20 protein-coding genes are annotated in these 21,992 nt (G+C 43.1%); 19 read left to right on the plus strand and 1 reads right to left on the minus strand.

Annotation, left to right across the window (positions count from 1 at the left end; all coding sequences use genetic code 11):
* Nucleotides 1-28 precede the first annotated feature (28 nt).
* The 3 genes from maiA (at nucleotide 29) to ompW (ending at nucleotide 2,248) form a co-directional block, all read left to right on the plus strand.
* Nucleotides 29-679: a maleylacetoacetate isomerase gene (maiA, locus tag H5185_RS00215; RefSeq protein ID WP_182741026.1), complete on the plus strand. Its 651-nt coding sequence runs from the start codon at nucleotides 29-31 to the stop codon at nucleotides 677-679.
* Nucleotides 680-689: 10 nt separating this feature from the next.
* Nucleotides 690-1,370, plus strand: coding sequence for a nucleotidyltransferase family protein (locus tag H5185_RS00220; protein ID WP_310741651.1), 681 nt, complete (start codon nucleotides 690-692; stop codon nucleotides 1,368-1,370).
* A gap of 230 nt (nucleotides 1,371-1,600) precedes the next feature.
* A complete protein-coding gene (gene ompW / locus H5185_RS00225; RefSeq protein ID WP_124016219.1) occupies nucleotides 1,601-2,248 on the plus strand; it encodes an outer membrane protein OmpW in 648 nt (215 codons plus the stop codon).
* 90 nt (nucleotides 2,249-2,338) lie between these two features.
* Here the strand turns inward: ompW and H5185_RS00230 are convergent, their stop codons facing one another.
* Complete coding sequence (locus H5185_RS00230) at nucleotides 2,339-3,091, minus strand: SDR family oxidoreductase (RefSeq protein ID WP_182741028.1); 753 nt, start codon at nucleotides 3,089-3,091, stop codon at nucleotides 2,339-2,341.
* Between the two features lie 431 nt (nucleotides 3,092-3,522).
* Between H5185_RS00230 and metA the strand changes: the two genes are divergently transcribed.
* The 16 genes from metA (at nucleotide 3,523) to H5185_RS00310 (ending at nucleotide 21,706) form a co-directional block, all read left to right on the plus strand.
* On the plus strand, nucleotides 3,523-4,467 hold the full coding sequence (metA, locus tag H5185_RS00235) for a homoserine O-succinyltransferase (RefSeq protein ID WP_182698857.1): 945 nt from the start codon (nucleotides 3,523-3,525) through the stop codon (nucleotides 4,465-4,467).
* 460 nt (nucleotides 4,468-4,927) lie between these two features.
* Nucleotides 4,928-6,121 (plus strand): acetyl-CoA C-acyltransferase, encoded by a 1,194-nt coding sequence (locus H5185_RS00240; RefSeq protein ID WP_124016216.1) that lies wholly within the window; start codon nucleotides 4,928-4,930, stop codon nucleotides 6,119-6,121.
* 162 nt (nucleotides 6,122-6,283) lie between these two features.
* Nucleotides 6,284-7,777 carry a CoA-acylating methylmalonate-semialdehyde dehydrogenase gene (locus tag H5185_RS00245; protein ID WP_182741029.1) on the plus strand — a complete coding sequence of 498 codons (1,494 nt, stop codon included), beginning with the start codon at nucleotides 6,284-6,286 and terminating at the stop codon, nucleotides 7,775-7,777.
* 199 nt (nucleotides 7,778-7,976) lie between these two features.
* Nucleotides 7,977-9,134: an acyl-CoA dehydrogenase family protein gene (locus tag H5185_RS00250; protein ID WP_182698854.1), complete on the plus strand. Its 1,158-nt coding sequence runs from the start codon at nucleotides 7,977-7,979 to the stop codon at nucleotides 9,132-9,134.
* A 72-nt stretch (nucleotides 9,135-9,206) separates the two neighbouring features.
* Nucleotides 9,207-9,989, plus strand: coding sequence for an enoyl-CoA hydratase (locus H5185_RS00255; protein WP_182698853.1), 783 nt, complete (start codon nucleotides 9,207-9,209; stop codon nucleotides 9,987-9,989).
* Nucleotides 9,989-11,107, plus strand: a complete 1,119-nt coding sequence (locus H5185_RS00260) for an enoyl-CoA hydratase/isomerase family protein (protein WP_182741030.1) — start codon at nucleotides 9,989-9,991, stop codon at nucleotides 11,105-11,107. Before H5185_RS00255 ends, H5185_RS00260 begins: the two co-directional genes overlap by 1 nt.
* A gap of 13 nt (nucleotides 11,108-11,120) precedes the next feature.
* The gene (gene mmsB / locus H5185_RS00265) at nucleotides 11,121-12,020 is read left to right on the plus strand and encodes a 3-hydroxyisobutyrate dehydrogenase (RefSeq protein WP_124016211.1); all 900 of its coding nucleotides are present in this window, start codon (nucleotides 11,121-11,123) and stop codon (nucleotides 12,018-12,020) included.
* Between the two features lie 12 nt (nucleotides 12,021-12,032).
* Nucleotides 12,033-12,791 carry an SDR family oxidoreductase gene (locus H5185_RS00270; RefSeq protein ID WP_124016210.1) on the plus strand — a complete coding sequence of 253 codons (759 nt, stop codon included), beginning with the start codon at nucleotides 12,033-12,035 and terminating at the stop codon, nucleotides 12,789-12,791.
* A 138-nt stretch (nucleotides 12,792-12,929) separates the two neighbouring features.
* Nucleotides 12,930-13,133, plus strand: a complete 204-nt coding sequence (locus H5185_RS00275) for a hypothetical protein (protein WP_124016276.1) — start codon at nucleotides 12,930-12,932, stop codon at nucleotides 13,131-13,133.
* Nucleotides 13,134-13,143: 10 nt separating this feature from the next.
* Complete coding sequence (locus H5185_RS00280; protein ID WP_182741031.1) at nucleotides 13,144-14,148, plus strand: DMT family transporter; 1,005 nt, start codon at nucleotides 13,144-13,146, stop codon at nucleotides 14,146-14,148.
* Nucleotides 14,149-14,186: 38 nt separating this feature from the next.
* Entirely contained in the window at nucleotides 14,187-15,107 is a 921-nt protein-coding gene (locus H5185_RS00285; RefSeq protein WP_124016209.1) for a M14 family metallocarboxypeptidase, read from the plus strand.
* Between the two features lie 190 nt (nucleotides 15,108-15,297).
* Nucleotides 15,298-16,248, plus strand: coding sequence for a hypothetical protein (locus H5185_RS00290; RefSeq protein ID WP_182741032.1), 951 nt, complete (start codon nucleotides 15,298-15,300; stop codon nucleotides 16,246-16,248).
* A 358-nt stretch (nucleotides 16,249-16,606) separates the two neighbouring features.
* A complete protein-coding gene (locus tag H5185_RS00295) occupies nucleotides 16,607-18,199 on the plus strand; it encodes an ABC-F family ATPase (protein ID WP_124016207.1) in 1,593 nt (530 codons plus the stop codon).
* A gap of 142 nt (nucleotides 18,200-18,341) precedes the next feature.
* Nucleotides 18,342-18,707, plus strand: coding sequence for a hypothetical protein (locus H5185_RS00300; RefSeq protein ID WP_165870084.1), 366 nt, complete (start codon nucleotides 18,342-18,344; stop codon nucleotides 18,705-18,707).
* Between the two features lie 22 nt (nucleotides 18,708-18,729).
* Nucleotides 18,730-19,542: an alpha/beta fold hydrolase gene (locus tag H5185_RS00305; protein ID WP_182741033.1), complete on the plus strand. Its 813-nt coding sequence runs from the start codon at nucleotides 18,730-18,732 to the stop codon at nucleotides 19,540-19,542.
* Nucleotides 19,543-19,705: 163 nt separating this feature from the next.
* Nucleotides 19,706-21,706 carry a methyl-accepting chemotaxis protein gene (locus H5185_RS00310; protein WP_182741034.1) on the plus strand — a complete coding sequence of 667 codons (2,001 nt, stop codon included), beginning with the start codon at nucleotides 19,706-19,708 and terminating at the stop codon, nucleotides 21,704-21,706.
* Nucleotides 21,707-21,992 lie beyond the last annotated feature (286 nt).

Genomic DNA, 21,992 nt, shown 5'->3' on the forward strand with positions numbered 1-21,992 from the left:
AAAATAAAATAAAAATAAGGAAATTGACATGAAGCTCTATGGTTATTGGCGCTCAAGTGCGGCTTATCGGGTTCGTATAGCATTAAACTTAAAGCAGTTATCCGCAGAACATATTTCGGTGCATTTAGTTAATAATGGCGGTGAGCAACACAGTGCCAGTTTTCATCAATTAAATCCACAGCATTTAGTGCCAGCCTTTGTTGATAGCGGCGAGCAGGGTGAGCTGACATTGTCGCAATCACTGGCCATTATTGAGTATCTTGAAGATAAGTATCCAGATCATCGTCTACTGCCAAGCAATATTGAAGATCGTGCCATTGTACGTAGTATGGCTCAGGCCATTGCGTGTGAAATTCACCCTTTAGACAATTTGCGAGTATTACAATATTTAGTCAACGAAATGGGCGTGTCTGAAGCCGATAAAATGCGTTGGTATCATCATTGGATCCATGTTGGTTTTACTGCACTGGAAGTGCAACTAAGTCAATATTCTGGACGCTTCTGTTTTGGGGATACGCCTTCGCTGGCTGATATTTGTTTGATCCCCCAAGTGTATAATGCCAAACGCTTTAACTTAGAGCTGGCCGCGTACCCCAATATTGTCAGGATTTGGCATGAGTGCCAGCTATTAGGTGCATTTGCTGACGCTGCACCAGAGCAGCAACATGACGCCAGCTAAAGAACCCTGTGTGAGTAATGAGTTGCAACGACTAGGGGCTGATGCGTTACAGGCGCAGTTATCGACATGGTTGCAACAAGATGCTCAGCGTCTAAATGCCTTGCAAGTATGCTGTGAAGTGTTAAATCATTTCAATATTGGCGATTGGTATATTGCTGCCGGCTTTGTACGTAATTTGGTATGGGATAAATTACATCATATTAGGTCACAAGCATTAAATGATATCGACGTGATTTACTGGTGTGATAGTGATGTATCTGTAGAGCGTGATCGTGCGATTGAAGCCAAACTAAGGCAGCAAGCCGATTTGCCATGGTCAGTGAAAAATCAAGCCAGAATGCATCTCAGAGATAACGATCCTGCTTATTTATCATGTCTTGACGCCATGTCTTATTGGCCTGAAAAACAGACAGCAGTCGGGGTTAAGTTAGTCAATACCAGTCCTGCTGTCGCTGCCCATATTAATCAAAAAATGCCTTTTACAGGCTCTAATTCTGCAACAGTATTGGCCCATGACTATGAGATTAAAGTGGACGCTGTTTTTGGATTAGCCTGCCTTTTTTCTCTGAGTTTACATGCTAATCCTAAACGCGACATCAGTGTGTTTAAATCTAGAGTCATTCAAAAGAAATGGCTACTCCAGTACCCTAAATTAACCATGATTACTGAGCCATTTCTAAGCTCTAAATAATGCTCTTTGTGACCTCTCATATTTTCTCAATATGCGCTTAACAGTCTGATTTACTCAGTTTGATATGTGATCTAAATCAAGCTAACTCAATTAAGTTGTTATCTCTAAAGGGGTATTATGCTTTTGTTGATCTATGTCAATGTTACTCATAGATTACTTATGTAGGTTGTTGGCAAATGTTGAGGATGCACTCAACTGCATCTAGTTGTCATTGCCAAGGAGTGTTAAAAATGAATAAGAAAATTACCCTAAGTTTAGTTGCCGTGTCTTTATTATCTGCCGGTCTGTCATTTAGTGCTGCGGCCCATCAAGCTGGAGATATTATTGTCCGTGCCGGTGTGGCGATGGTTGCTCCAAATGAGTCAAGCCCAGTTGTGGCAAATGTTGCTGAATTTAGTGTCGATAATGATGTTCAGTTAGGGCTAAACTTTGGTTATATGTTAACTGATAATGTCGGTATTGAATTACTTGCAGCATCGCCTTTTAGCCACGATGTTTCACTGGGCGCATTAGGTAAAATTGCAGACTCAAAGCAATTGCCGCCAACACTAGTCGCACAATACTACTTTGGTGATTCACAGTCAGCTTTGCGTCCATATGTGGGTTTAGGCGTTAACTTTACTAATTTCTATGACAATGAATTTACTCAAGATGCGAAAGATCTTGGCTTAGAAAATTTAAGCTTATCGAATTCTTGGGGACTTGCGGCTCAAGTTGGTCTTGATTATCAAATTGACAAAAAATGGTTAGTTAACGCGTCAGTTTGGTATGCACAAATTTCTACTGATGTGAGCTTTGATATGGGTGCCGATCATGTTGTGGTTGATACCGATATTGACCCTTGGGTTTACATGGTCAGCGTGGGTTATACGTTTTAAGTCGTTCACGTTACTTAGAATACCTCTGCGATAATGGCAGTGATAACGAAACAGGAACCTAAGGGTTCCTGTTTTTGTTGGTGTTGTTTGTTAAGATTTTTTACGCGGTTTCCAATGGCGGGTGTTGTAAATATATTCAGGTAATAAGCGATTAATCCACGCCACAAAACGCCAGCGTTTAGTGACATACACTCGGCGTTTACCTTTTATTAGGGCGGTTAATATTTGTTTGGCGACCTTGTCTATCGGCGACAATAAAAAGCGCGTATTGAGAAACATCGCTTTATCATATAAGCCAAGCTGGATATCACTAATCGTAATAGGTAATTTTAATCGTTGTGCATGCATGCACAAACCTTGCAGATAATTAGCGGCAAACGCTTTAGAGGCATGATAAGCCACATTTGGACCACCACGTTGGCCCGCTATTGAGTTAATCGCCGCCAGTTGTCCATAACCTTGTTGACACATCAACTTAAACACACAGTTACTGATGGCGGCAAATCCTCTGACATTGATATCAACAATATCTTGTTCAATCGGCCAAGGTAGTGCCGCGTCGTAATGATTCACACCCGTATTGACGATCACTAGATGAGCACCATTGTGCAGCTCCCATGCAGAAGTGAGTTGCTTAATTAAGGTTTCAGGCTCAAAAATACTTAACGGGTAAATGCTCACTTCCCCTGGTAAGGTTCGACAAAAATCGGTTAATACATCAGGATCTGGCACAAAAAGCACTAGGGATACATTTTGTTCCGATAACTGTCGTGCAAGCGCTTGGCTTAATTGCGAAGTCGCCCCAATAATCATTGCCGTTGCGGTAGGCGTGGTTGTTAACATAGTCAGCATCATCGTAATGTGGTGTCTTATAATAGGAATATCGGCTATTGATAACAAGCGAGAAAATATTTCAACTAAAGACGTGTAGACTTCTAGACATCCTTGTGTATGATGAAAGCGACTAACAATGAGTGGTCAGTTAGATGACAATAATGGGCTGTCAAAGCGTATCCATCGCCTTAGCGCTAAGTAAGACATTATTTTCAATGGTAATGTGCTGACAGTCCTGAGAATATCTAGGTGTTATTTTAGGCGAATATTTATGGTGATTTTGTGATCTTAAGCGGTGACTCACCCACGGCTAAATACGCTTATCAACTCGGCATGCTCTATCTGTGGCAGTGATAGTGCGATATGGTCGATATGACAAATTCATCATTATGGCTAAATACACAAGATAATTTATTTTCTTCACACAAAAGGTAATCAGTATGCCGGTTAGAATTCCAGATAACCTGCCAGCAGCAGGTATTTTAGAGTCAGAAAATATCTTTGTGATGTCTGAAACCCGTGCAGCTAACCAAGACATTCGTCCAATGCGGGTATTAATCTTGAATTTAATGCCCAATAAAATTGAAACTGAAACCCAGTTATTGCGCTTATTGGGTAATACGCCATTGCAAGTCGGGGTTGATTTATTACGCATCCATGATAAAGAGTCAAAGCACACTTCTGTGGATCACATGAATACTTTTTATCGTGATTTTGAAGAGATCAAGCACAACAATTACGATGGCTTGATTATTACTGGCGCGCCTTTAGGCCAAATTGACTTTAAAGATGTGGTCTATTGGGACCATATTCGCGAGATCATTGATTGGTCGCAGCAGCATGTGACATCAGTATTATTTCTGTGCTGGGCTGCTCATGCGGGTTTCTATCATCTTTACAATTTAGAACGTAAGTTATTGGCCACTAAACGTTCGGGGGTGTTTAATCATCGTCGCACCAGCGATCCACATCCATTATTGCGAGGTTTTGATGATGAATTTTTTGCGCCACATTCTCGCTTCGCCGAAATGGATATTGAACAAGTTCGCCAACATCCTGATTTAGACGTGTTGGCAGAGTCTGATGACGCTGGAGCCTATATTGTTCTTAGTCGCGATAATCGTAATGTGTTTGTTATGGGTCATCCTGAGTATCAAAAAGATACCTTGAATGACGAGTATGTGCGCGATAAAGGCCTAGATCTTAATCCTGATATTCCACAAAATTATTATCGTCAAGACGATCCAAACCAAGATCCTATCGTGCGTTGGCATAGTCATGGCAGTTTATTGATCAGCAATTGGCTTAATTATTATGTCTATCAGTTAACGCCTTATGATCTGTCCGACATGAACGCCAAAACGCCATGGGAAAGTAAAAAATAATCACTTATTATTCAATTTTATACGCGTTTATTTTGTTGCGTTGAGGTGACTTTTATTAAGGCTATTACGCGATAACGTGAAATAGCCTTTTTTGTTTATCTACTCTCCAGAATGTCACTATTCTGATGTATTGCTATCAGCCGCTAAAACGCGATTAATCACTAAAATTTGTCGTCAATTATTAGCATTCATAGCACAATTGTTCATGCTGGGGCCACTTCATAGACTAAAGTGTAATCCAATTTTTCACAGTGAGACCTCCTGATAATAACTAATTTATAAACAGTTAGTTAGCTACCATTTTTAGTGTTTTTTTATCCAGTGTAAATCTTCGATGACAACGCCATGAGATTAACATCACCTTTTAGACCATTTTTTACTTGCTTTACGTTAGCGTCAACGTCAAAGTGGTGTGATATTATTTTCAATAATTTTTAAAGCGCAGTGAATTGGAGTGGTTATGAGTACAGAGCAAACAGGTCAAGATATCGTTATTGTTGCCGCGAAGCGTACACCAATGGGTGGGTTTCAAGGTGCATTGTCTGAGGTCGCGTCGCCAGTGTTAGCGGCCACGGCGATTAAAGGCCTTTTAGCCCAAACGGGGATCAGTGCCGATAGCGTAGATGAAGTGCTAATGGGCTGTGTGTTGCCTGCTGGTCTTGGCCAAGCACCAGCTCGTCAAGCCACATTAGGTGCCGGTTTACCTCTAAGTGTTGGTGCCACAACAGTGAATAAAGTCTGTGGTTCAGGTATGAAAACCGTCATGTTAGCTCACGACTTAATTAAAGCTGGCAGCAGCCAAGTGGTTGTGGCTGGCGGCATGGAAAACATGAGCAGAGCGCCATATTTACTCGATAAAGCTCGAAGCGGAATGCGTATGGGTCACGGTAAAGTAATGGACCATATGTTTTTAGATGGCCTTGAAGATGCCTACACTGGTGGCGCTATGGGCACGTTTGCACAAAAAACGGCCGACGATTTTGGTTTAACCCGTGAACAAATGGATGCTTTCGCATTGTCATCACTGGAAAAAGCCAATGCAGCGATTCAGTCGGGAGCGTTTAAAGATGAAGTGGTATCTGTCACCGTAAGTGCTCGCGGTGGTGATATCAGTGTTGATATCGATGAACAGCCTGGAAACGCTCGTCCTGAAAAAATCCCCAGCTTACGTCCTGCTTTTACTAAAGACGGCACCATTACTGCGGCTAATTCAAGTTCAATATCAGATGGCGCTGCGGCACTGATGTTAATGACCCGTGAGAAAGCCACTCAGTTAGGTCTAACCGTTATGGCGACCATTAAAGGCCATACGACTCACTCGCAAGAACCATCAATGTTTACCACAGCTCCGGTTGGCGCGATGCAAAAACTGTTCGAAAAAGTGCAGTGGAGTAAAGATGACGTTGATTTATATGAAATTAACGAAGCATTTGCCATGGTAACCATGCTTGCCGTGTCTGAACTTGGTTTAGATAACAGCAAAGTCAATGTTAACGGCGGTGCTTGTGCATTAGGTCATCCAATTGGTTGTTCTGGCGCCCGTTTATTAGTGACATTGATTTATGCCTTAAAAGCCCGTGGTCTTAAGCGCGGCGTGGCATCACTATGTATTGGTGGTGGTGAAGCCACCGCGATGGCGATAGAAGTAGAATAAAGCCACACTCGCTAAGTTCAATAAGACCACTGCGCAGGTAAATGTACATCCAGCCACTCAATGAGTGAGACTGACAAACATAATAAACGTCATTACCTGTGCAATAACTCAATACGAGTGATGTTTCTCACTCATAGATGTTCAAGGATCGAGGAAAACCACATGACTACACAAGTTAAGCATTATATTGATGGCGAATTCACCTTTGGTAGCGGCGATCGCAATATTGATGTGACTAACCCTGCTAACAACAGCGTTATCGCAAAAATAAACTGCGCGACTACCGCCGAAGTCGAGCTGGCTATTCACAGTGCTAAAGAAGCGTTTAAAACCTGGAAAGAAGTTCCCGTGTCTGAACGTGCTCGGGTTATGTTGCGTTACCAACATTTACTCAAAGAGCATCACGACGAATTAGCGACAATTTTAGCGCAAGAAACCGGTAAAACCTTTGAAGATGCTAAAGGTGATGTATGGCGCGGGATTGAAGTTGCTGAACATGCTTGTGGTGTTGCGTCGTTAATGATGGGTGAAACGGTAGAAAACGTTGCTCGTAATATCGATACGTATAGCTACACGCAACCATTAGGTGTGTGTGCCGGTATTACTCCGTTTAACTTCCCAGCAATGATCCCATTATGGATGTTCCCATTATCAATTGCTTGCGGTAATACCTTTATTTTAAAACCGTCTGAACAAGATCCCATGACGCCACAACGTTTAGTGGAGTTATTTGTTGAAGCGGGCGCACCAAAAGGCGTGTTACAACTTATCCATGGTGACAAAACCGCGGTTGATATTTTACTACGAGACCCAGCAATTAAAGCGATTTCGTTTGTGGGGTCTGTGGGGGTGGGCCAATACATTTATAAAACCGGCACTGATAACCTCAAACGGGTACAAGCGTTTGCAGGGGCAAAAAACCATTGTGTGATCATGCCTGATGCGAACAAGCAACAAGTGATCAATAACATGGTAGGTGCCTCGGTTGGCGCTGCAGGTCAGCGTTGTATGGCCATTTCAGTCGCCATTTTTGTCGGTAAAGCCAAAGAGTGGATCCCTGAATTAAAAGAAGCGTTAGCTAAGGTTCGTCCTGGTTTATGGGATGATAAAGATGCTGCTTACGGCCCTGTTATCAGCCCTGCGGCAAAAGAGCGTGTCCTAAAACTGATTGCTCAAGGCAAAGCAGAAGGTGCTGATTGCTTACTCGATGGAACCGATTTCACTGTTGCAGGTTATGAGTCTGGTAACTGGGTTGGCCCAACCATGTTCACCAATGTCACCACCGACATGAGCATTTACAAAGAAGAGATTTTTGGTCCAGTACTGTGTTGTATGGAAGCGGATAACTTAGACGATGCTATCGAACTGGTTAACAACAGCCCTTATGGTAACGGTACCTCAATCTTTACCGCATCAGGCGGCGCAGCGCGTAAATATCAACATGAAATTGAAGTAGGCCAAGTGGGGATTAACGTTCCTATTCCTGTGCCATTACCTTTCTTCTCGTTTACTGGTTGGAAAGGCAGTTTCTATGGCGATCAACACGCATATGGTAAGCAAGCTGTACGTTTTTGCACTGAAACCAAAACCATTACCACACGCTGGTTTGATGCAGAAGCGGTTAGCGGTCCTAACATGAGTATTGACCTCAAATAAGCTCATTGGCCGCGGTATGATAAAACCTATCGCGGTTCTTTTTATATGCTAATACAACAAGACCATTTTGACTCGCACCATCGGATGGTGATGTCGTAAGTCCAAACATCACCATTTAATGACTAAGCAGCTCAAGCTGCAGGTGGGCAAAAATTTCAAATGACCCGAGAGTCATCCAAGATAATATAAGGACTCCAGTATGGATTTTAATTTAAATGAAGATCAGCGTCAGTTTGCTGATTTAGCCCGTCAATTCGCAGCAGAAGAGCTGGCGCCATTTGCTGCCAAATGGGACGAAGAACATCATTTTCCTAAAGACGTAATTCAAAAAGCCGGTGAGCTGGGTTTTTGTTCACTTTACTCGCCAGAATCAGAAGGTGGTATGGGCCTATCTCGGTTAGATTCTTCTATTATTTTTGAAGAATTAGCCCATGGCTGCACAACAACCACAGCAATGCTAACCATCCATAATATGGCCACTTGGATGGTCACTACCTGGGGCACTGAAACCTTACGCCAACAGTGGTCAGAAGGCTTAACCACAGGGCAGTTATTGGCGTCATATTGCTTAACTGAGCCAGGAGCTGGCAGCGACGCAGCTTCATTGCAAACTAAAGCCGTGCGTGATGGTGACGATTACGTGATCACAGGTTCGAAAGTCTTTATTTCTGGAGCGGGTGAAACTGAGCTTTTAGTGGTGATGTGCCGTACCGGTGAAGCTGGCCCTAAAGGGGTTTCTGCAATTGCAGTACCGGCCGATGCCGCAGGCGTTACTTACGGAAAAGCGGAAGATAAAATGGGCTGGAACGCCCAACCGACGAGAATGATCAGCTTCGAAAATGTGCGCGTCCCAGCGGTTAACTTACTTGGCGAAGAAGGCCAAGGTTTTACCTTTGCCATGAAAGGTTTAGATGGCGGACGAATTAATATCGCCACCTGTTCAATTGGCACTGCACAAGCGGCCTTAACGCGCGCGACCGAATATATGAATGAGCGTAAACAGTTTGGTAAGCCATTAGCGGCTTTTCAAGCACTACAGTTCAAATTAGCGGATATGGCAACAGAGTTAGTCGCTGCACGTCAAATGGTGCGTTTAGCGGCATTTAAACTCGACACTCAAGACCCTGAGGCTAGCGCATATTGTGCCATGGCAAAACGCTTTGCCACCGATGTGGGCTTTCAAGTGTGCGACAGTGCGCTGCAAATTCATGGTGGTTACGGATACATTCGTGAATATCCATTAGAGCGTCATTTCCGCGATGTACGTGTGCACCAAATTTTAGAGGGCACTAACGAGATCATGCGGTTAATTATTGCTCGTCGTTTGTTAGCCAGCGATGCACATCCTATCCTGTAACGGGTGGCTCACTGCTGACTGATCCACAACTGAATGATCCATAAATGATTACTAACATAAGGACATAAGGTTATGACTGCTCAAACCAATATACTGGAACACATCATTGGTCACACGGCTATTTTGACGTTGAACAACCCGCCAGCCAATACCTGGACAGCTGACAGTTTACAAACGTTGAAACAGATCGTGCTTTCATTAAATCAACGCAAGGATGTTTACGCGCTTGTTATCACTGGCCAAGGTGATAGGTTTTTTTCTGCCGGTGCCGATTTAAACTTATTTGCCGACGGTGATAAAGAAAATGCCGCTAACATGGCCAAACACTTTGGTGAAGCCTTTGAAACTTTAAGTGCGTTTCGCGGTGTATCAATCGCGGCCATTAATGGCTATGCCATGGGTGGCGGCTTAGAAGTCGCATTAGCGTGTGACTTACGTATTGCTGAAACCCAAGTGAAAATGGCGCTACCAGAAGCCACTGTGGGTTTATTACCTTGTGCCGGTGGCACCCAAAACTTAACCGCACTAGTGGGCGAGGGCTGGGCGAAACGGATGATTTTATGCGGTGAACGGATTGATGCCGCCACAGCTGAAAAAATTGGTTTAATTGAAGAAGTGGTTGAACAAGGCCAAGCCCTCGATGCAGCAGTCGCATTAGCCGCTAAAGTGGCTAAACAGTCTCCTGGCAGTGTCAGTGCATGTAAAACGCTGATAAATGCAGGGCGTACAATGCCAAGGGGTCAGGCATTACCGCTTGAACGTGAATTGTTTGTTGACCTGTTTGGCAGTGAAGATCAAGCTGAAGGTGTGAACGCCTTTTTACAAAAACGCGCCGCAAATTGGAAGAATAGCTAATGACTCAAGAGGTAATATTTCAAACGTTAGGCACACTATCTGGCCAATCTATTGGCGTAGTGACCCTGAATATCGAAAAAGCGCTTAATGCATTAACGCTTAACATGGTTGCTGCGATGCAAAACCAGCTCACGCGCTGGAAAAACGATGACAGTATTGCTTGCGTGGTTATCGAAGGCGCTGGCGAAAAGGCTTTTTGCGCTGGCGGTGATGTTCGTGCGATTTACCATGCGTCTATCGCTAATCCCAATAACATCACCGATGAAGCCTGTGAATTTTTTACCCAAGAATACCAACTGGATTACTTACTGCATCAATTTGGTAAGCCTGTGCTGGTATGGGGCGACGGCATTGTCATGGGCGGCGGATTAGGACTCATGGCTGGTGGTAGTCATCGCATTGTGACTGAGCGCAGTCGTATTGCGATGCCTGAAGTCACCATTGGTTTATATCCCGATGTCGGTGGCAGTTACTTTTTAAATCGTATGCCAGGAAAAACAGGCTTATTTCTAGGCTTAACGGCCTACAACATGAATGCCTCAGACGCCTTGTACGTTAACTTGGGTAACTATTACTTAACCAGCGATGAAAAACAGCCGCTGTTTGATGCTATGGCTGAACTAACGTGGAGCCAAGATAACGATAAAAATCATCAGCTATTGAGCGATTTGCTTTCTGGTATGACACAGCCGCATCTAGCGTCGCTTACAACCAGTCATTTACAACAATTTCAAAGTCAAATCGATTTATTAATGACAGGTGACATTCTGGATGTTCATCACCAATTATCGACGCTAAATACTGAGCTTGATTGGCTTAAACGCGCGCAGAAAACAGCATTAGCGGGGAGTCCGATCAGCTGGCATCTGATCTTTTCTCAAGCGGCATTAGGTTCAGCGCTGAGCTTAGCCGAATGCTTCAAGTGGGAACTGGGTGTTAGCGTTAATTGTTGCTCTATGGGAGATTTTTGTGAAGGTGTAAGGGCATTACTGATTGATAAAGATCGCAACCCTCAATGGCTGTTTACCGATGTTGAAGCGGTTGAACCGAGCAAAATAGCCCAACTTGTCACATCTCCTTGGGCCGCAGATAAGCACCCATTAGCAGACTTTTTATAAAAGGATAATCAACATGGCAACAGTAGCATTTATTGGTTTAGGCAATATGGGCGGCCCAATGGCGGCCAACTTAGTTAAGGCGGGTATGACAGTCACAGTGTTTGACTTAAACCCGGCCGCAGTCACAGCGCTAACTGATCAAGGTGCATTAAGCGCTAAAACCGCCTGTGGCGCAGCAGCCGCTGCCGATTTTGTGATAACCATGCTTCCCGCTGGCAAACATGTACGCAGCTTATATTTAGGTGACGATGACAATAAAGGCCTGCTTGATGTTGTGTCAAAGCATGCACTATTAATTGATTGTTCTACCATAGATGCAGATAGTGCCCGTCTAGTGGGAGCTAAAGCTTGCGAAAAAGGCATAGAGTTTATGGATGCACCCGTTTCTGGCGGCACAGCAGGCGCAGCCGCCGGCAGCTTAACCTTTATTTGTGGTGGTAGTGACTCAGCTTATCAACAAGCGCAAACCGTACTGACTGTTATGGGCGGCAATATTTTTCATGCTGGCGCTGTGGGTGCTGGGCAAATTGCCAAGATATGTAACAACATGCTGTTATCTGTGTTGATGGTCGGTACTAGCGAGTCATTGCAATTAGGTTTGGATAATGGTTTAGATCCTAAAGTGCTATCTGATATCATGAAAGTCAGCAGTGGCGGTAACTGGACTCTCGAAAAGTATAATCCATGCCCAGATGTGATGGAAAATGTACCGTCGTCGAAAGATTATCAAGGCGGCTTTATGGTCGATTTGATGGTAAAAGATTTAGGCTTGTCGCAAGAAGCGGCCGTCGCGTCTAACTCAAGCACACCGATGGGATCTTTGGCTCGCAGTTTATATGTTAATCATGCTCGTCAAGGCAATGGCCGTCGCGATTTTTCAAGTATTTTTGAACAGTTTTCAAAGAAAAAATAAAGGATTCAGTTGATGGAATTAAAAGATAAGGTTGTCGTCATTACTGGCGGAGCAGGTGGATTAGGTCTGGCAATGGCGCAAAATTTGGCTGCACAAGGGGCTAAATTGGCACTTATCGATGTCGACCAAAGCAAACTTGAACAGGCTTGTGCTGATTTAGGTTCAATCACTGAAGTACAAGGTTACGCCTTAGACATTACTGATGAAGAAGACGTCGTTTCTGGTTTTAAATTTATTGTTGAAGATTTTGGCCAAGTGAATGTGTTAATCAACAATGCAGGTATTTTACGTGACGGCTTAATGGTTAAAGCGAAAGACGGCAAAGTCGTTGATCGCATGTCATATCAACAATTTCAGTCCGTCATTAACGTCAATTTAACCGGTACTTTTTTGTGTGGTCGTGAAGCCGCTGCAGCCATGATTGAGACTGGTCAAGCTGGGGTTATCATTAATATTTCTAGCTTAGCAAAATCCGGTAACATGGGGCAGTCTAATTACTCAGCCTCTAAAGCTGGCGTTGCAGCTATGTCTGTCGGCTGGGCCAAAGAGTTAGCGCGCTATAATATTCGCAGCGCCGCGGTTGCGCCTGGTGTTATCGCCACTGAAATGACTGCAGCAATGAAGCCTGAAGCATTAGAACGCCTTGAGCAAATGGTACCCGTCGGTCGTTTAGGTCAACCGGAAGAAATTGCTTCTACAGTGCGTTTTATCATTGAAAATGATTATGTTAACGGCCGAGTATTTGAAATTGATGGCGGTATTCGTTTATAAGCCGGTAGTATTTCGCTTAATCAGTTTGTTATGATGCCGTCACGCCGAGTGAATACCATGTGTATTATCTCGGCGTGACTTTTTTACTTTTTAAGGATTAATTACGTGGCCAAATTAGAATACCTGCTTAAAAAAATCATGTTAATAGTGGGGATCTTCGGCGTCATTATTATTTACGGCGGCTTTTTATATTTACAATTCTCAGGTCGCTCGACAGCTGCGTTACCTTGGTTTTTACTTATCTCTCCGTGGATCTGTGTTTATTTTGGCTTAACTCACGTTCAACAAGTCGGGGTAATACAGTGGTTTGTGCAAAAGTTTACCTTTAAGAAAAAAGCATAGTCGCCTGTCTATGTCTGTTCTATTAGCATATTTATCGACGCTTTCTGTGGCCTTGTATACCCTAGTGGCTCTGGTCGCATTTGCGGCTAATTCGGTATTGTGCCGCATGGCATTATCAGTTCAGCAAACCACACCATTAATTGATCCAAGCAGTTTTACCGCTATTCGTTTAACTGCAGGGGCGTTGGTGTTGTGGCTATTAATGTTATTGCGAACCCGTCGCCTCCACACCAATACAAGTGACGTTAATACAAGTGACGTTAATAAAAGTGCTGCCAATAAAACCAAGGCAGCAACATCAGCGAGTCACGGCAGCTTTCTAGCTGCGGGATTACTGTTCATTTATGCAGTCACTTTTTCATACGCTTACGTGCTTCTTGATACCGCAACTGGCGCATTAATTTTATTTGCCGCAGTACAAATGAGTATGATGCTGATGAGTTATATTCAAGGCCAGCGGTTAACCTTACTCGAGGTTATTGGCGCCTCATTGGCATTTGCAGGTTTTGGATATTTAGTTTTACCGGGCGTCAGCGCTCCTTCAATCATAGGCCTAATATTAATGGCCCTCAGTGGCTGTGCTTGGGGTGGCTACACGTTATTAGGTAAACAGTCGCGCAAACCACTGTTTGATACCGGATATAATTTTATTCGCACCTTGCCGTTAGTTGCGGCAATGATAGGTGTAGTCTGGTTACTGCCATTGTTTAGCGTTGTTGAACCCATTAATCACCTTATCTTGTCGCCCGCAGGCATTTTATTGGCCGTATTGTCAGGTGGGCTGGCATCTGGCGTCGGTTACGCATTATGGTATCAAGCTTTACGTGGGTTAACAGCAACACATGCCGCAGTACTACAACTGACCGTTCCTGTCATCGCCGCCTTTGGCGGGGTACTATTTTTAGATGAAGTGATCAGTATTCATCTTAGTATTTCGGCCAGTATCATTTTTTTAGGCATAGGCTTAGTTATTTTAGCTAAACCTAAATCCATCACAATAAATAAACTAACGTAATAGATTAACTCAATAAAACAAACGATTAACGAGGTTATATGAGCAATTCAACAGCGTATCCAATTGGCATTCCTGGACAAAAATGGACCGATGATCACAAAGCCCAATGGTTAGCACAAGTGACTATCAAGCGGTCATATCAAGATGAAGTGGTCAGTAAGTTAACCCCGCTTGCGGCTCAATTTGAGCAAATACAGTATGGCGCGTTATCTTATGACGTCGACAAGTATCCTTTATTTGGGTTTAAACCACTCAAGTGGGACAGTACTAAAAAAACCATTTTGATCACCGGCGGCGTACATGGATATGAAACCAGTGGTGTACAAGGTGCCATTCAATTTTTAGCCACTAAAGCGCAAGATTACGCTCAGTATTTTAATGTGGTGGTTGCGCCATGTATCAGCCCGTGGGGTTATGAAACTATTAATCGTTGGAACCCAAAAGCCATCGATCCTAATCGCTCTTTTTACCCTAACAGTCCAGCGGAAGAATCAGCGGCATTAATGGCATTTGTGGCCACACTGGGTGAGGTTTATGCACATATTGATTTACATGAAACGACCGATACTGACGAGATAGAGTTTAGACCAGTATTGTCTGCTCGCGATGGCGTTGATTATGCTAAAGGCATTATTCCTGACGGTTTTTATTTGGTGGGTGACAGTGATAATCCAACTCCCGCATTTCAAAAAGCGATAATTGATTCCGTTGCCAAAGTGACCCATATTGCACCAGACGATAATGGGCAACTAATTGAAGTGCCGATTGAGCAATTTGGGGTGATTAACTACCCGGTAAAAAAACTCAGTTTATGCGCCGGTATCACTGACAATCACTTTAACACCACGACTGAAGTTTATCCTGATAGCCCTCTGGTCACAGCGCAAGAATGTAACGATGCCCAAGTCGCCGCTATCACTGGTGGATTAGACTACATTATTGAGTATTTAAAACGATAAAAATGCTCCTAGGCTAGTCGCGCAACTATAAGCGCTATGGCGTTGTTGTCTGAGCATTTTTTAGTATAATAGCGATGAGTATTTGTATGAAGGGAATCTAAAAGACTCATTGCGATTACAATTTGTGGTTCCGCTGTTCACTGCTTGGTCTGATCACTAATCAGCTATTTTTTATTCATAAAGGATTAAAATGAAAAATATTTTCTTACTATTGCTATTCTGCTTGCTTATAACCGCTAATATTTCGCATGCCAAAGCGGGATTAATTTCTTTTGGTGGGGAAAACATTATTACCCTAGTGGAACTTCCCGATGACGAACGATTTCAAACACCAGAGGGCGATAACGTCGATATTGGCTATATCTATAAATCGGTTGAAGTATTATTTATTCCACTGTGGAATTACGATGGCCGTTTTGCTGGCATGCTGCCAGAAGATGATTTATACATTGATCTGATGCCGCTAGAGGTTGAAGCGCTAACCTTGGAAGCCGGGGTTACTTTACCGGATGCGCCATACCTAGATTTTTGGCATCGTATTGGTGGCAAAATCGTCTTTTTAGTGCTTTGTGGTGCCCTGGCGGTTTACATGAGACACAATATTCGTAAGAAAGAGGCGTATTTTAGTACATTGCCCACAGCCCGTGAGCGTTTAAAAGACATTTTAATCAATAGCAACGGCTTTGTAGAGTTAGCGCCATCAATACTCGAGACAGACGGTTCAGCTAAGGTTGAAGGGCTTGAGTTTATTGCGGCGCAAAAGTATATCAATAGTGTTATTTCAATATCCGTATTTGATATGAGTAAAGTCTCAATTGCGCAGGTTCAAGCACAGAATGAGCAATTAGTGACTCGCTTAGTAGAGTTAAAGAAAGTGCTCGGAATGAAGTCTCAAAATACGATTCATTATTTGTATTTTACTTTTGACCATTCGCCTTCGAATGCTGATATCAGCGAATTGAAAAAATTAAGACAGCGTAAAATCACCAAAGCGAGCCATTTTATTCCTATTGTTGTCGATTTTGATGCGCAAATAATTGATAGCACAGCAAGTATGTACCCATCGAAAAAAGTGCTACAAAACTGCTTTATCCAAGCAGAAATTCATCCAGACCATGTAACAGATCCAGCAAGCGCCTAAGCTGAGGCAATATTTTTACTAAATACTTCACACGGTTATCATTGATGCCGAAAACATATTGATGTTTTCGGTGTTAAGCCACCTTGGTGTATTTATCGTCCCTGATATATTCATAATGGTTGGTATATACTTGCTTGTATCTCAAAAGTGGCCAGTATTTGTCTGCGCTATTGTTGATTGCTAGGTTGATAAATAGGCCAAAAATCCTTACACTATCGCGCTTCGTATTTACCTCGGCTTTGCCGTTTTCTAGTTTCAATATCATTTTTGCTTGCTTGAGTCATATAGATGTCAACTTGAGCGAATACACTATAATTTGATATCGGCTTCAACACACAACACGATTTGGAATTTCATTTTGATTACAACAGCTAACATCACAATGCAGTTTGGCGCTAAGCCACTGTTTGAAAACCTCTCAGTCAAATTTGGTGGCGGAAATCGCTACGGTTTAATTGGCGCGAATGGTTGTGGTAAATCCACCTTTATGAAAATCCTTGCCGGTGATTTAGAACCATCAAGTGGTAACGTCTCAATAGATGTTAACGAACGTATGGGTAAATTAAACCAAGACCAGTTTGCATACGAAGCCTTTTCTGTCGTAGACACTGTGATCATGGGCCACCGTGAGTTGTGGAAAGTAAAGCAAGAGCGCGACCGTATTTATTCTTTACCTGAAATGAGCGAAGAAGACGGTATTAAAGTATCTGAACTTGAGATGGAATTTGCCGAGATGGATGGTTATACCTCTGAATCTCGTGCCGGTGACTTACTTTTAGGTGTCGGTATTGGTACCGAACAACACTTTGGCTTAATGAGCGAAATCGCTCCAGGTTTTAAATTGCGTGTGCTTTTGGCGCAAGCATTATTCTCTGACCCAGATTTACTGTTACTTGACGAACCTACCAACAACTTGGACATCGATACTATTCGCTGGTTACAAGATATGTTGAACCAACGTAACAGCACCATGATCATTATTTCGCATGACCGTTATTTCTTAAACTCAGTCTGTACTCACATGGCTGACTTAGATTACGGCGAATTACGTGTGTTCCCAGGTAACTACGACGAATACATGATGGCTGCACAGCAATCTCGTGAACGTTTAATGAGTGACAACGCGAAGAAGAAAGCACAAATTGCAGAGTTACAAACCTTCGTTGCGCGTTTCTCGGCTAACGCATCTAAAGCTAAGCAAGCGACATCACGCGCCAAGCAAATTGATAAAATTAAGCTAGATGATATTAAAGCATCAAGCCGTGTGAACCCGTTTATTCGTTTTGAACAAGAAAAGAAATTGTTCCGTAATGCCTTGGTTGTTGAAAATTTAGCTAAAGGTTACGATACCCCGTTATTTAGTAAATTCGACCTTATGGTTGAAGTGGGCGAGCGGATTGCTATTTTGGGCCAAAACGGTGTCGGTAAAACGACTTTGTTACGTACTTTGGTACACGACATCCCACAAGATGAAGGCACCATTAATTGGTCTGAAAATGCCAATATTGGTTACTACGCCCAGGATCATGAAGCTGATTTTGCCAATGACATGACCTTGTTCGAATGGATGAGTCAATGGCGCAAAGAAAATGACGATGACCAATCGGTACGCGGTATTCTAGGCCGTATGTTGTTTGGTGCCGATGACATTAAAAAGTCAGTCAAAGTGCTATCTGGTGGTGAGAAAGGCCGTATGTATTTCGGTAAACTTATCATGCAAAAGCCGAACATCTTATTACTCGATGAGCCAACCAACCACATGGATATGGAATCGATTGAGTCATTAAACAACGCGCTTGAAAAGTACGAAGGTACATTAATGTTCGTATCTCATGACCGTGCATTCGTATCATCGTTAGCCACTCGTATTCTTGAAGTAACTCCGACAGGGATTAACGATTTCAAAGGCACATACGACGAGTTTTTGGCGAGTAAAGGTATTGACGCATAATTCTACTTTATCGTTACTTATATCGCACTAACACCATTAGCCCTGAACATTTGTTCGGGGCTTTTTGTTTTTATTTATTCAGCTAAGCCATATACTCTAGTGATATAAATCAATGACATTACCCAGCACAGGCATCCACTTTATGAGCATCACCCTTGAACAAGTCGCATCAACCTTGAATGAACTCAAATGTCGTACTAATTTTAATATTAAGAATGTCACCGAATACATGCTTCCTGAGTTAAAAGAGCCGGTTTATTTACATGTTGAAGGTAAAACCCCATTACTGATCATTCGTCCGGCATTTGAGGTTTTTTCTACTGAACTGGCCACTATAGATGGTGTCCATGCCAAATACGATTATTACCACAATGCTCAAATGACTCGTTTTCCAACACGCCGTAACAAAGGCTTAAGTGAAATTCATTACGGTTTAGCATTTAGGTTTGATACGACAGATGCAATCATATTATTTATTAATAGATTGATTGAAATTGTAAAAGGATAGACAGATAGGAGAACCACAGGCCATGACAGAGCAATTTAATATCAATCAGTTTAATTGTTCCATTAGCGGTAAGGGGCAAGCCTTGGTTTGGGCCCACGGTCTGTGTGGCTGCATGCAAAGCGAAGATGCTATTGGCGTGTATGCTTGGCATCGGTTTCCTAAAAAGTTACAACTTATTCGTTATGATGCAATCGGTCATGGATTATCTACTGCGGGTGAGTCTGTTGACGATTACCTTTGGCCGTCTCTTGCGAAAGACATGTTGAGGGTCGCGGCGCATTATCAAGCACCGATACCAATGATTTTGGGTGGTCAATCAATGGGCAGTGCAACCAGCCTGTATGCTGCATTGGCCAATCCCCAAAGCATTCAAGGACTCATTTTAATGACCCCGCCTATCGCTTGGCAGGCTAGAGCCAATCAAGTTAATTATTATTATAAAATAGCCAAAGCCGCACGCATACTTGGCGGTAAAGGCTTAGCCCAAATGAATGCCAAGCATTTAGACAAGATGTTACCTCGCTGGTTAATCGATGCCCACAAGCACAGTGTTTTGGGGATGTTAGATGGACTAAAGTCGATGAAACGCCAGACATTAAGTCAGTTATTTACCGCGGCTGCTCAAAATGACCTCCCAAGTAAGCAGCAACTTGCCAGCATTAGGGTGCCAACGCTAATTCTTGCTTGGCAAGATGATGATGCTCATCCCATTGAAACAGCTATTGAACTTGAAAAGGCGTTACCGAATGCCAAACTGCATATCGCTAATTCTATGGATGATGTTGATGATTGGCCTGAACTGATTAGTGATTTTTGCTTAGCATTGCAGCAATAGTGTACAACTACTCCATAGTGAGTAGATTATTAATAATTAGAACGGCATAAACTAATTTAGCTGTGAGCTAAGTCTGAGTTTTACTTACAGAGTAATACAATATGCCTAATGTCGTCTAAAGTATCACTGAATCGTATGTTTTATTCATCGCAAAGGAATGTTTATGAATTGGCAGTGGATAAGTAACCTTAAAATATCACGTAAGCTTGCGTTACTCGTATTGCCACCGCTGCTCACCAGTATCTTATTTGGTGGAATGTATGTGAGTAATCATTACCGCACCCAGCAACAACTAAAGCTAGTGATAGAACTGTCGAATGTTGCCATTATTAATAGTGCGCTGGTGCATGAACTGCAAAAAGAGCGCGGCATGAGCGCAGGCTACATTGGGTCTCAAGGGCAATCATTTAAAGACGATTTACCCGGGCAGCGTGGTCAAACCGACAGCCAAATTAGCCGCTTTAAACAATTTGCTCAGCAAGATGACTTCCCCATTCAATTGCAAGCGACTTACGATCAAGTCGCCTCATCATTAATTCAACTAACAACGATGCGTGATAAGGTTAGCAGCCTCACTGTTTCTGTGCCTGAGCAAGTCGGTTATTACACCAAAATGAACACGCTATTGCTGTCGATGGTCGATGAAGCGGCGAGCCAAAGCCTAGACAGTGAATTATCAATGCGCCTCAAAGCGTTTGCGGCTTATTTACAGTTAAAAGAGCGTGCAGGGATAGAACGGGCCGTATTAAGTACCACTTTTGGTAACAGCGAGTTTGCGCCAGGCTTATTTCAAAAGTTTGTCACCTTAGTGGCTGAGCAGCAAACCTATGCAGAACGGTTTATTGCGGCTGCGAATGTCAGTAATATCAACGCATATAAGCAAGCCCAGCAAAGCAGCGCCATGGCAGATGTACAAGTCTTACGTGAACTCGCTTTTGCTCAAGATGCTTCAGCCATGTTGGCTCAAGACCCTGAAGAATGGTTTAAAATATCAACAGCGCGTATTGCAATACTGACTCAACTAGAAAAACAATTTGGTGATGATTTAACGCAGCTTAGCCAAGATAAACTGGCCCATGCAACGCAGCAGATGTACTACATCGCATTACTATTACTGCTCGCATTAGTGTTTGTCATTGTAATGAGCCTGAGTGTGTCGGGTTATTTGCATCGCAGCTTAAGCGTATTGCACAAGCAAATGCTCCATGCCGGAACCCAATTTGATTTAACCACTCGTTTACCTCAACAATCGCAAGACGAATTTGGCCAAATATCGCTAGCATTTAATCAAATGATGGCCGAGTTTGAAGACATCATTACCCAGGTGCGCGTCAATGCCGTGAATCTGGTGAATGCTGTTGAACAAATGAACGGTTATACACGCTCATTGCAAACCGATGTGCTTCAAGGTTCATCAGAAGCAGAGCAAGTGGCTTCAGCCATGACACAAATGAGTGCAACAGTGCATGAAATTGCCGCTAATGCTGTCCAAGCTTCAGATGCGTCAGCCAAAGCCAACATAGAGGCCAAAAGCGGTGAAAATGATGTCAGTAAAACCGGTGATGCAATTCAAATATTAGCCAATGAAATAGCCGATGCAGCAGAGGCTATTGGACGTTTAGATACCGATGTACAAAGTATTGTGATCATTCTTGATGTGATTAGCTCTATTGCAGAGCAAACCAACTTATTGGCACTCAATGCTGCAATTGAAGCCGCTAGGGCGGGCGACCAAGGTCGAGGCTTTGCTGTTGTGGCTGATGAGGTACGCACGCTAGCGCAGCGTTCACAAAGCTCAACCGAAGACATTAAAAACATGACCGAACGCCTAAAGTCCGGCGCAACACTGGCAGTAAATGCCATGAAACGTGGCCAAGCACAGGCGCAGTTAAGCGTTGCAGAATCAAAGCATGCTGGTCGAGAGCTTAAGCTCATTGCTGAGCACGTTGAGGTGATAGACAGCATGAACCAACAAATTGCCGCCTCGACGCATGAGCAGTCTGCGGTGGCCGAAGAAGTGAATCGCAATGCGATGAAAATCACTGAAATCTATCACCATACTCAAGACATATCGCAACAACTCGCTGAGCTTAACGACAGTTTACTTAATGATGCGAGCAATATGTCACAGCAAGTGAGTAAGTTTACCTTATCAAAAGAGTAGAGCGTGAAGCCAAAAGCTAGCAATGCAACGCGACTCGTAATGCTTATAATGCCGAGTAAACATATTCAATAAGCATTCAAATAACGTTCACTACACCGTCACTTGCTAATGCGTACCCTGCTAAAGCCCACTACCAGGTCGTTCCAGTAATGCTTTTGAGCCGGAATCCAGGTGTTTGTTTTTGCATTTTTAAACAAGGTCAACAGAAACACCTGGATCCCTGATACAAGCACTCAGGGATGACGGGAGGGTAGGGCGAAACCTAAAACTTAAAACTTAAAATCAA

This window comes from Shewanella sp. SG44-6, assembly GCF_014164185.1.
Taxonomy (GTDB): Bacteria; Pseudomonadota; Gammaproteobacteria; order Enterobacterales; family Shewanellaceae; genus Shewanella; species Shewanella vesiculosa.

Bases quoted from the DNA above. Each gene is read 5' to 3' on its own strand.
- H5185_RS00240 (WP_124016216.1), top strand. From the start codon at position 4,928: ATGAGTACAGAGCAAACAGGTCAAGATATCGTTATTGTTGCCGCGAAG.
- H5185_RS00300 (WP_165870084.1), top strand. From the start codon at position 18,342: ATGAGCATCACCCTTGAACAAGTCGCATCAACCTTGAATGAACTCAAA.
- H5185_RS00230 (WP_182741028.1), bottom strand. From the start codon at position 3,091: ATGTTAACAACCACGCCTACCGCAACGGCAATGATTATTGGGGCGACT.
- H5185_RS00290 (WP_182741032.1), top strand. From the start codon at position 15,298: ATGAAAAATATTTTCTTACTATTGCTATTCTGCTTGCTTATAACCGCT.
- H5185_RS00275 (WP_124016276.1), top strand. From the start codon at position 12,930: ATGTTAATAGTGGGGATCTTCGGCGTCATTATTATTTACGGCGGCTTT.
- H5185_RS00255 (WP_182698853.1), top strand. From the start codon at position 9,207: ATGACTGCTCAAACCAATATACTGGAACACATCATTGGTCACACGGCT.
- H5185_RS00285 (WP_124016209.1), top strand. From the start codon at position 14,187: ATGAGCAATTCAACAGCGTATCCAATTGGCATTCCTGGACAAAAATGG.
- maiA (WP_182741026.1), top strand. From the start codon at position 29: ATGAAGCTCTATGGTTATTGGCGCTCAAGTGCGGCTTATCGGGTTCGT.
- H5185_RS00270 (WP_124016210.1), top strand. From the start codon at position 12,033: ATGGAATTAAAAGATAAGGTTGTCGTCATTACTGGCGGAGCAGGTGGA.
- H5185_RS00280 (WP_182741031.1), top strand. From the start codon at position 13,144: ATGTCTGTTCTATTAGCATATTTATCGACGCTTTCTGTGGCCTTGTAT.
- H5185_RS00310 (WP_182741034.1), top strand. From the start codon at position 19,706: ATGAATTGGCAGTGGATAAGTAACCTTAAAATATCACGTAAGCTTGCG.
- metA (WP_182698857.1), top strand. From the start codon at position 3,523: ATGCCGGTTAGAATTCCAGATAACCTGCCAGCAGCAGGTATTTTAGAG.
- H5185_RS00250 (WP_182698854.1), top strand. From the start codon at position 7,977: ATGGATTTTAATTTAAATGAAGATCAGCGTCAGTTTGCTGATTTAGCC.
- mmsB (WP_124016211.1), top strand. From the start codon at position 11,121: ATGGCAACAGTAGCATTTATTGGTTTAGGCAATATGGGCGGCCCAATG.
- H5185_RS00260 (WP_182741030.1), top strand. From the start codon at position 9,989: ATGACTCAAGAGGTAATATTTCAAACGTTAGGCACACTATCTGGCCAA.
- H5185_RS00305 (WP_182741033.1), top strand. From the start codon at position 18,730: ATGACAGAGCAATTTAATATCAATCAGTTTAATTGTTCCATTAGCGGT.
- H5185_RS00245 (WP_182741029.1), top strand. From the start codon at position 6,284: ATGACTACACAAGTTAAGCATTATATTGATGGCGAATTCACCTTTGGT.
- ompW (WP_124016219.1), top strand. From the start codon at position 1,601: ATGAATAAGAAAATTACCCTAAGTTTAGTTGCCGTGTCTTTATTATCT.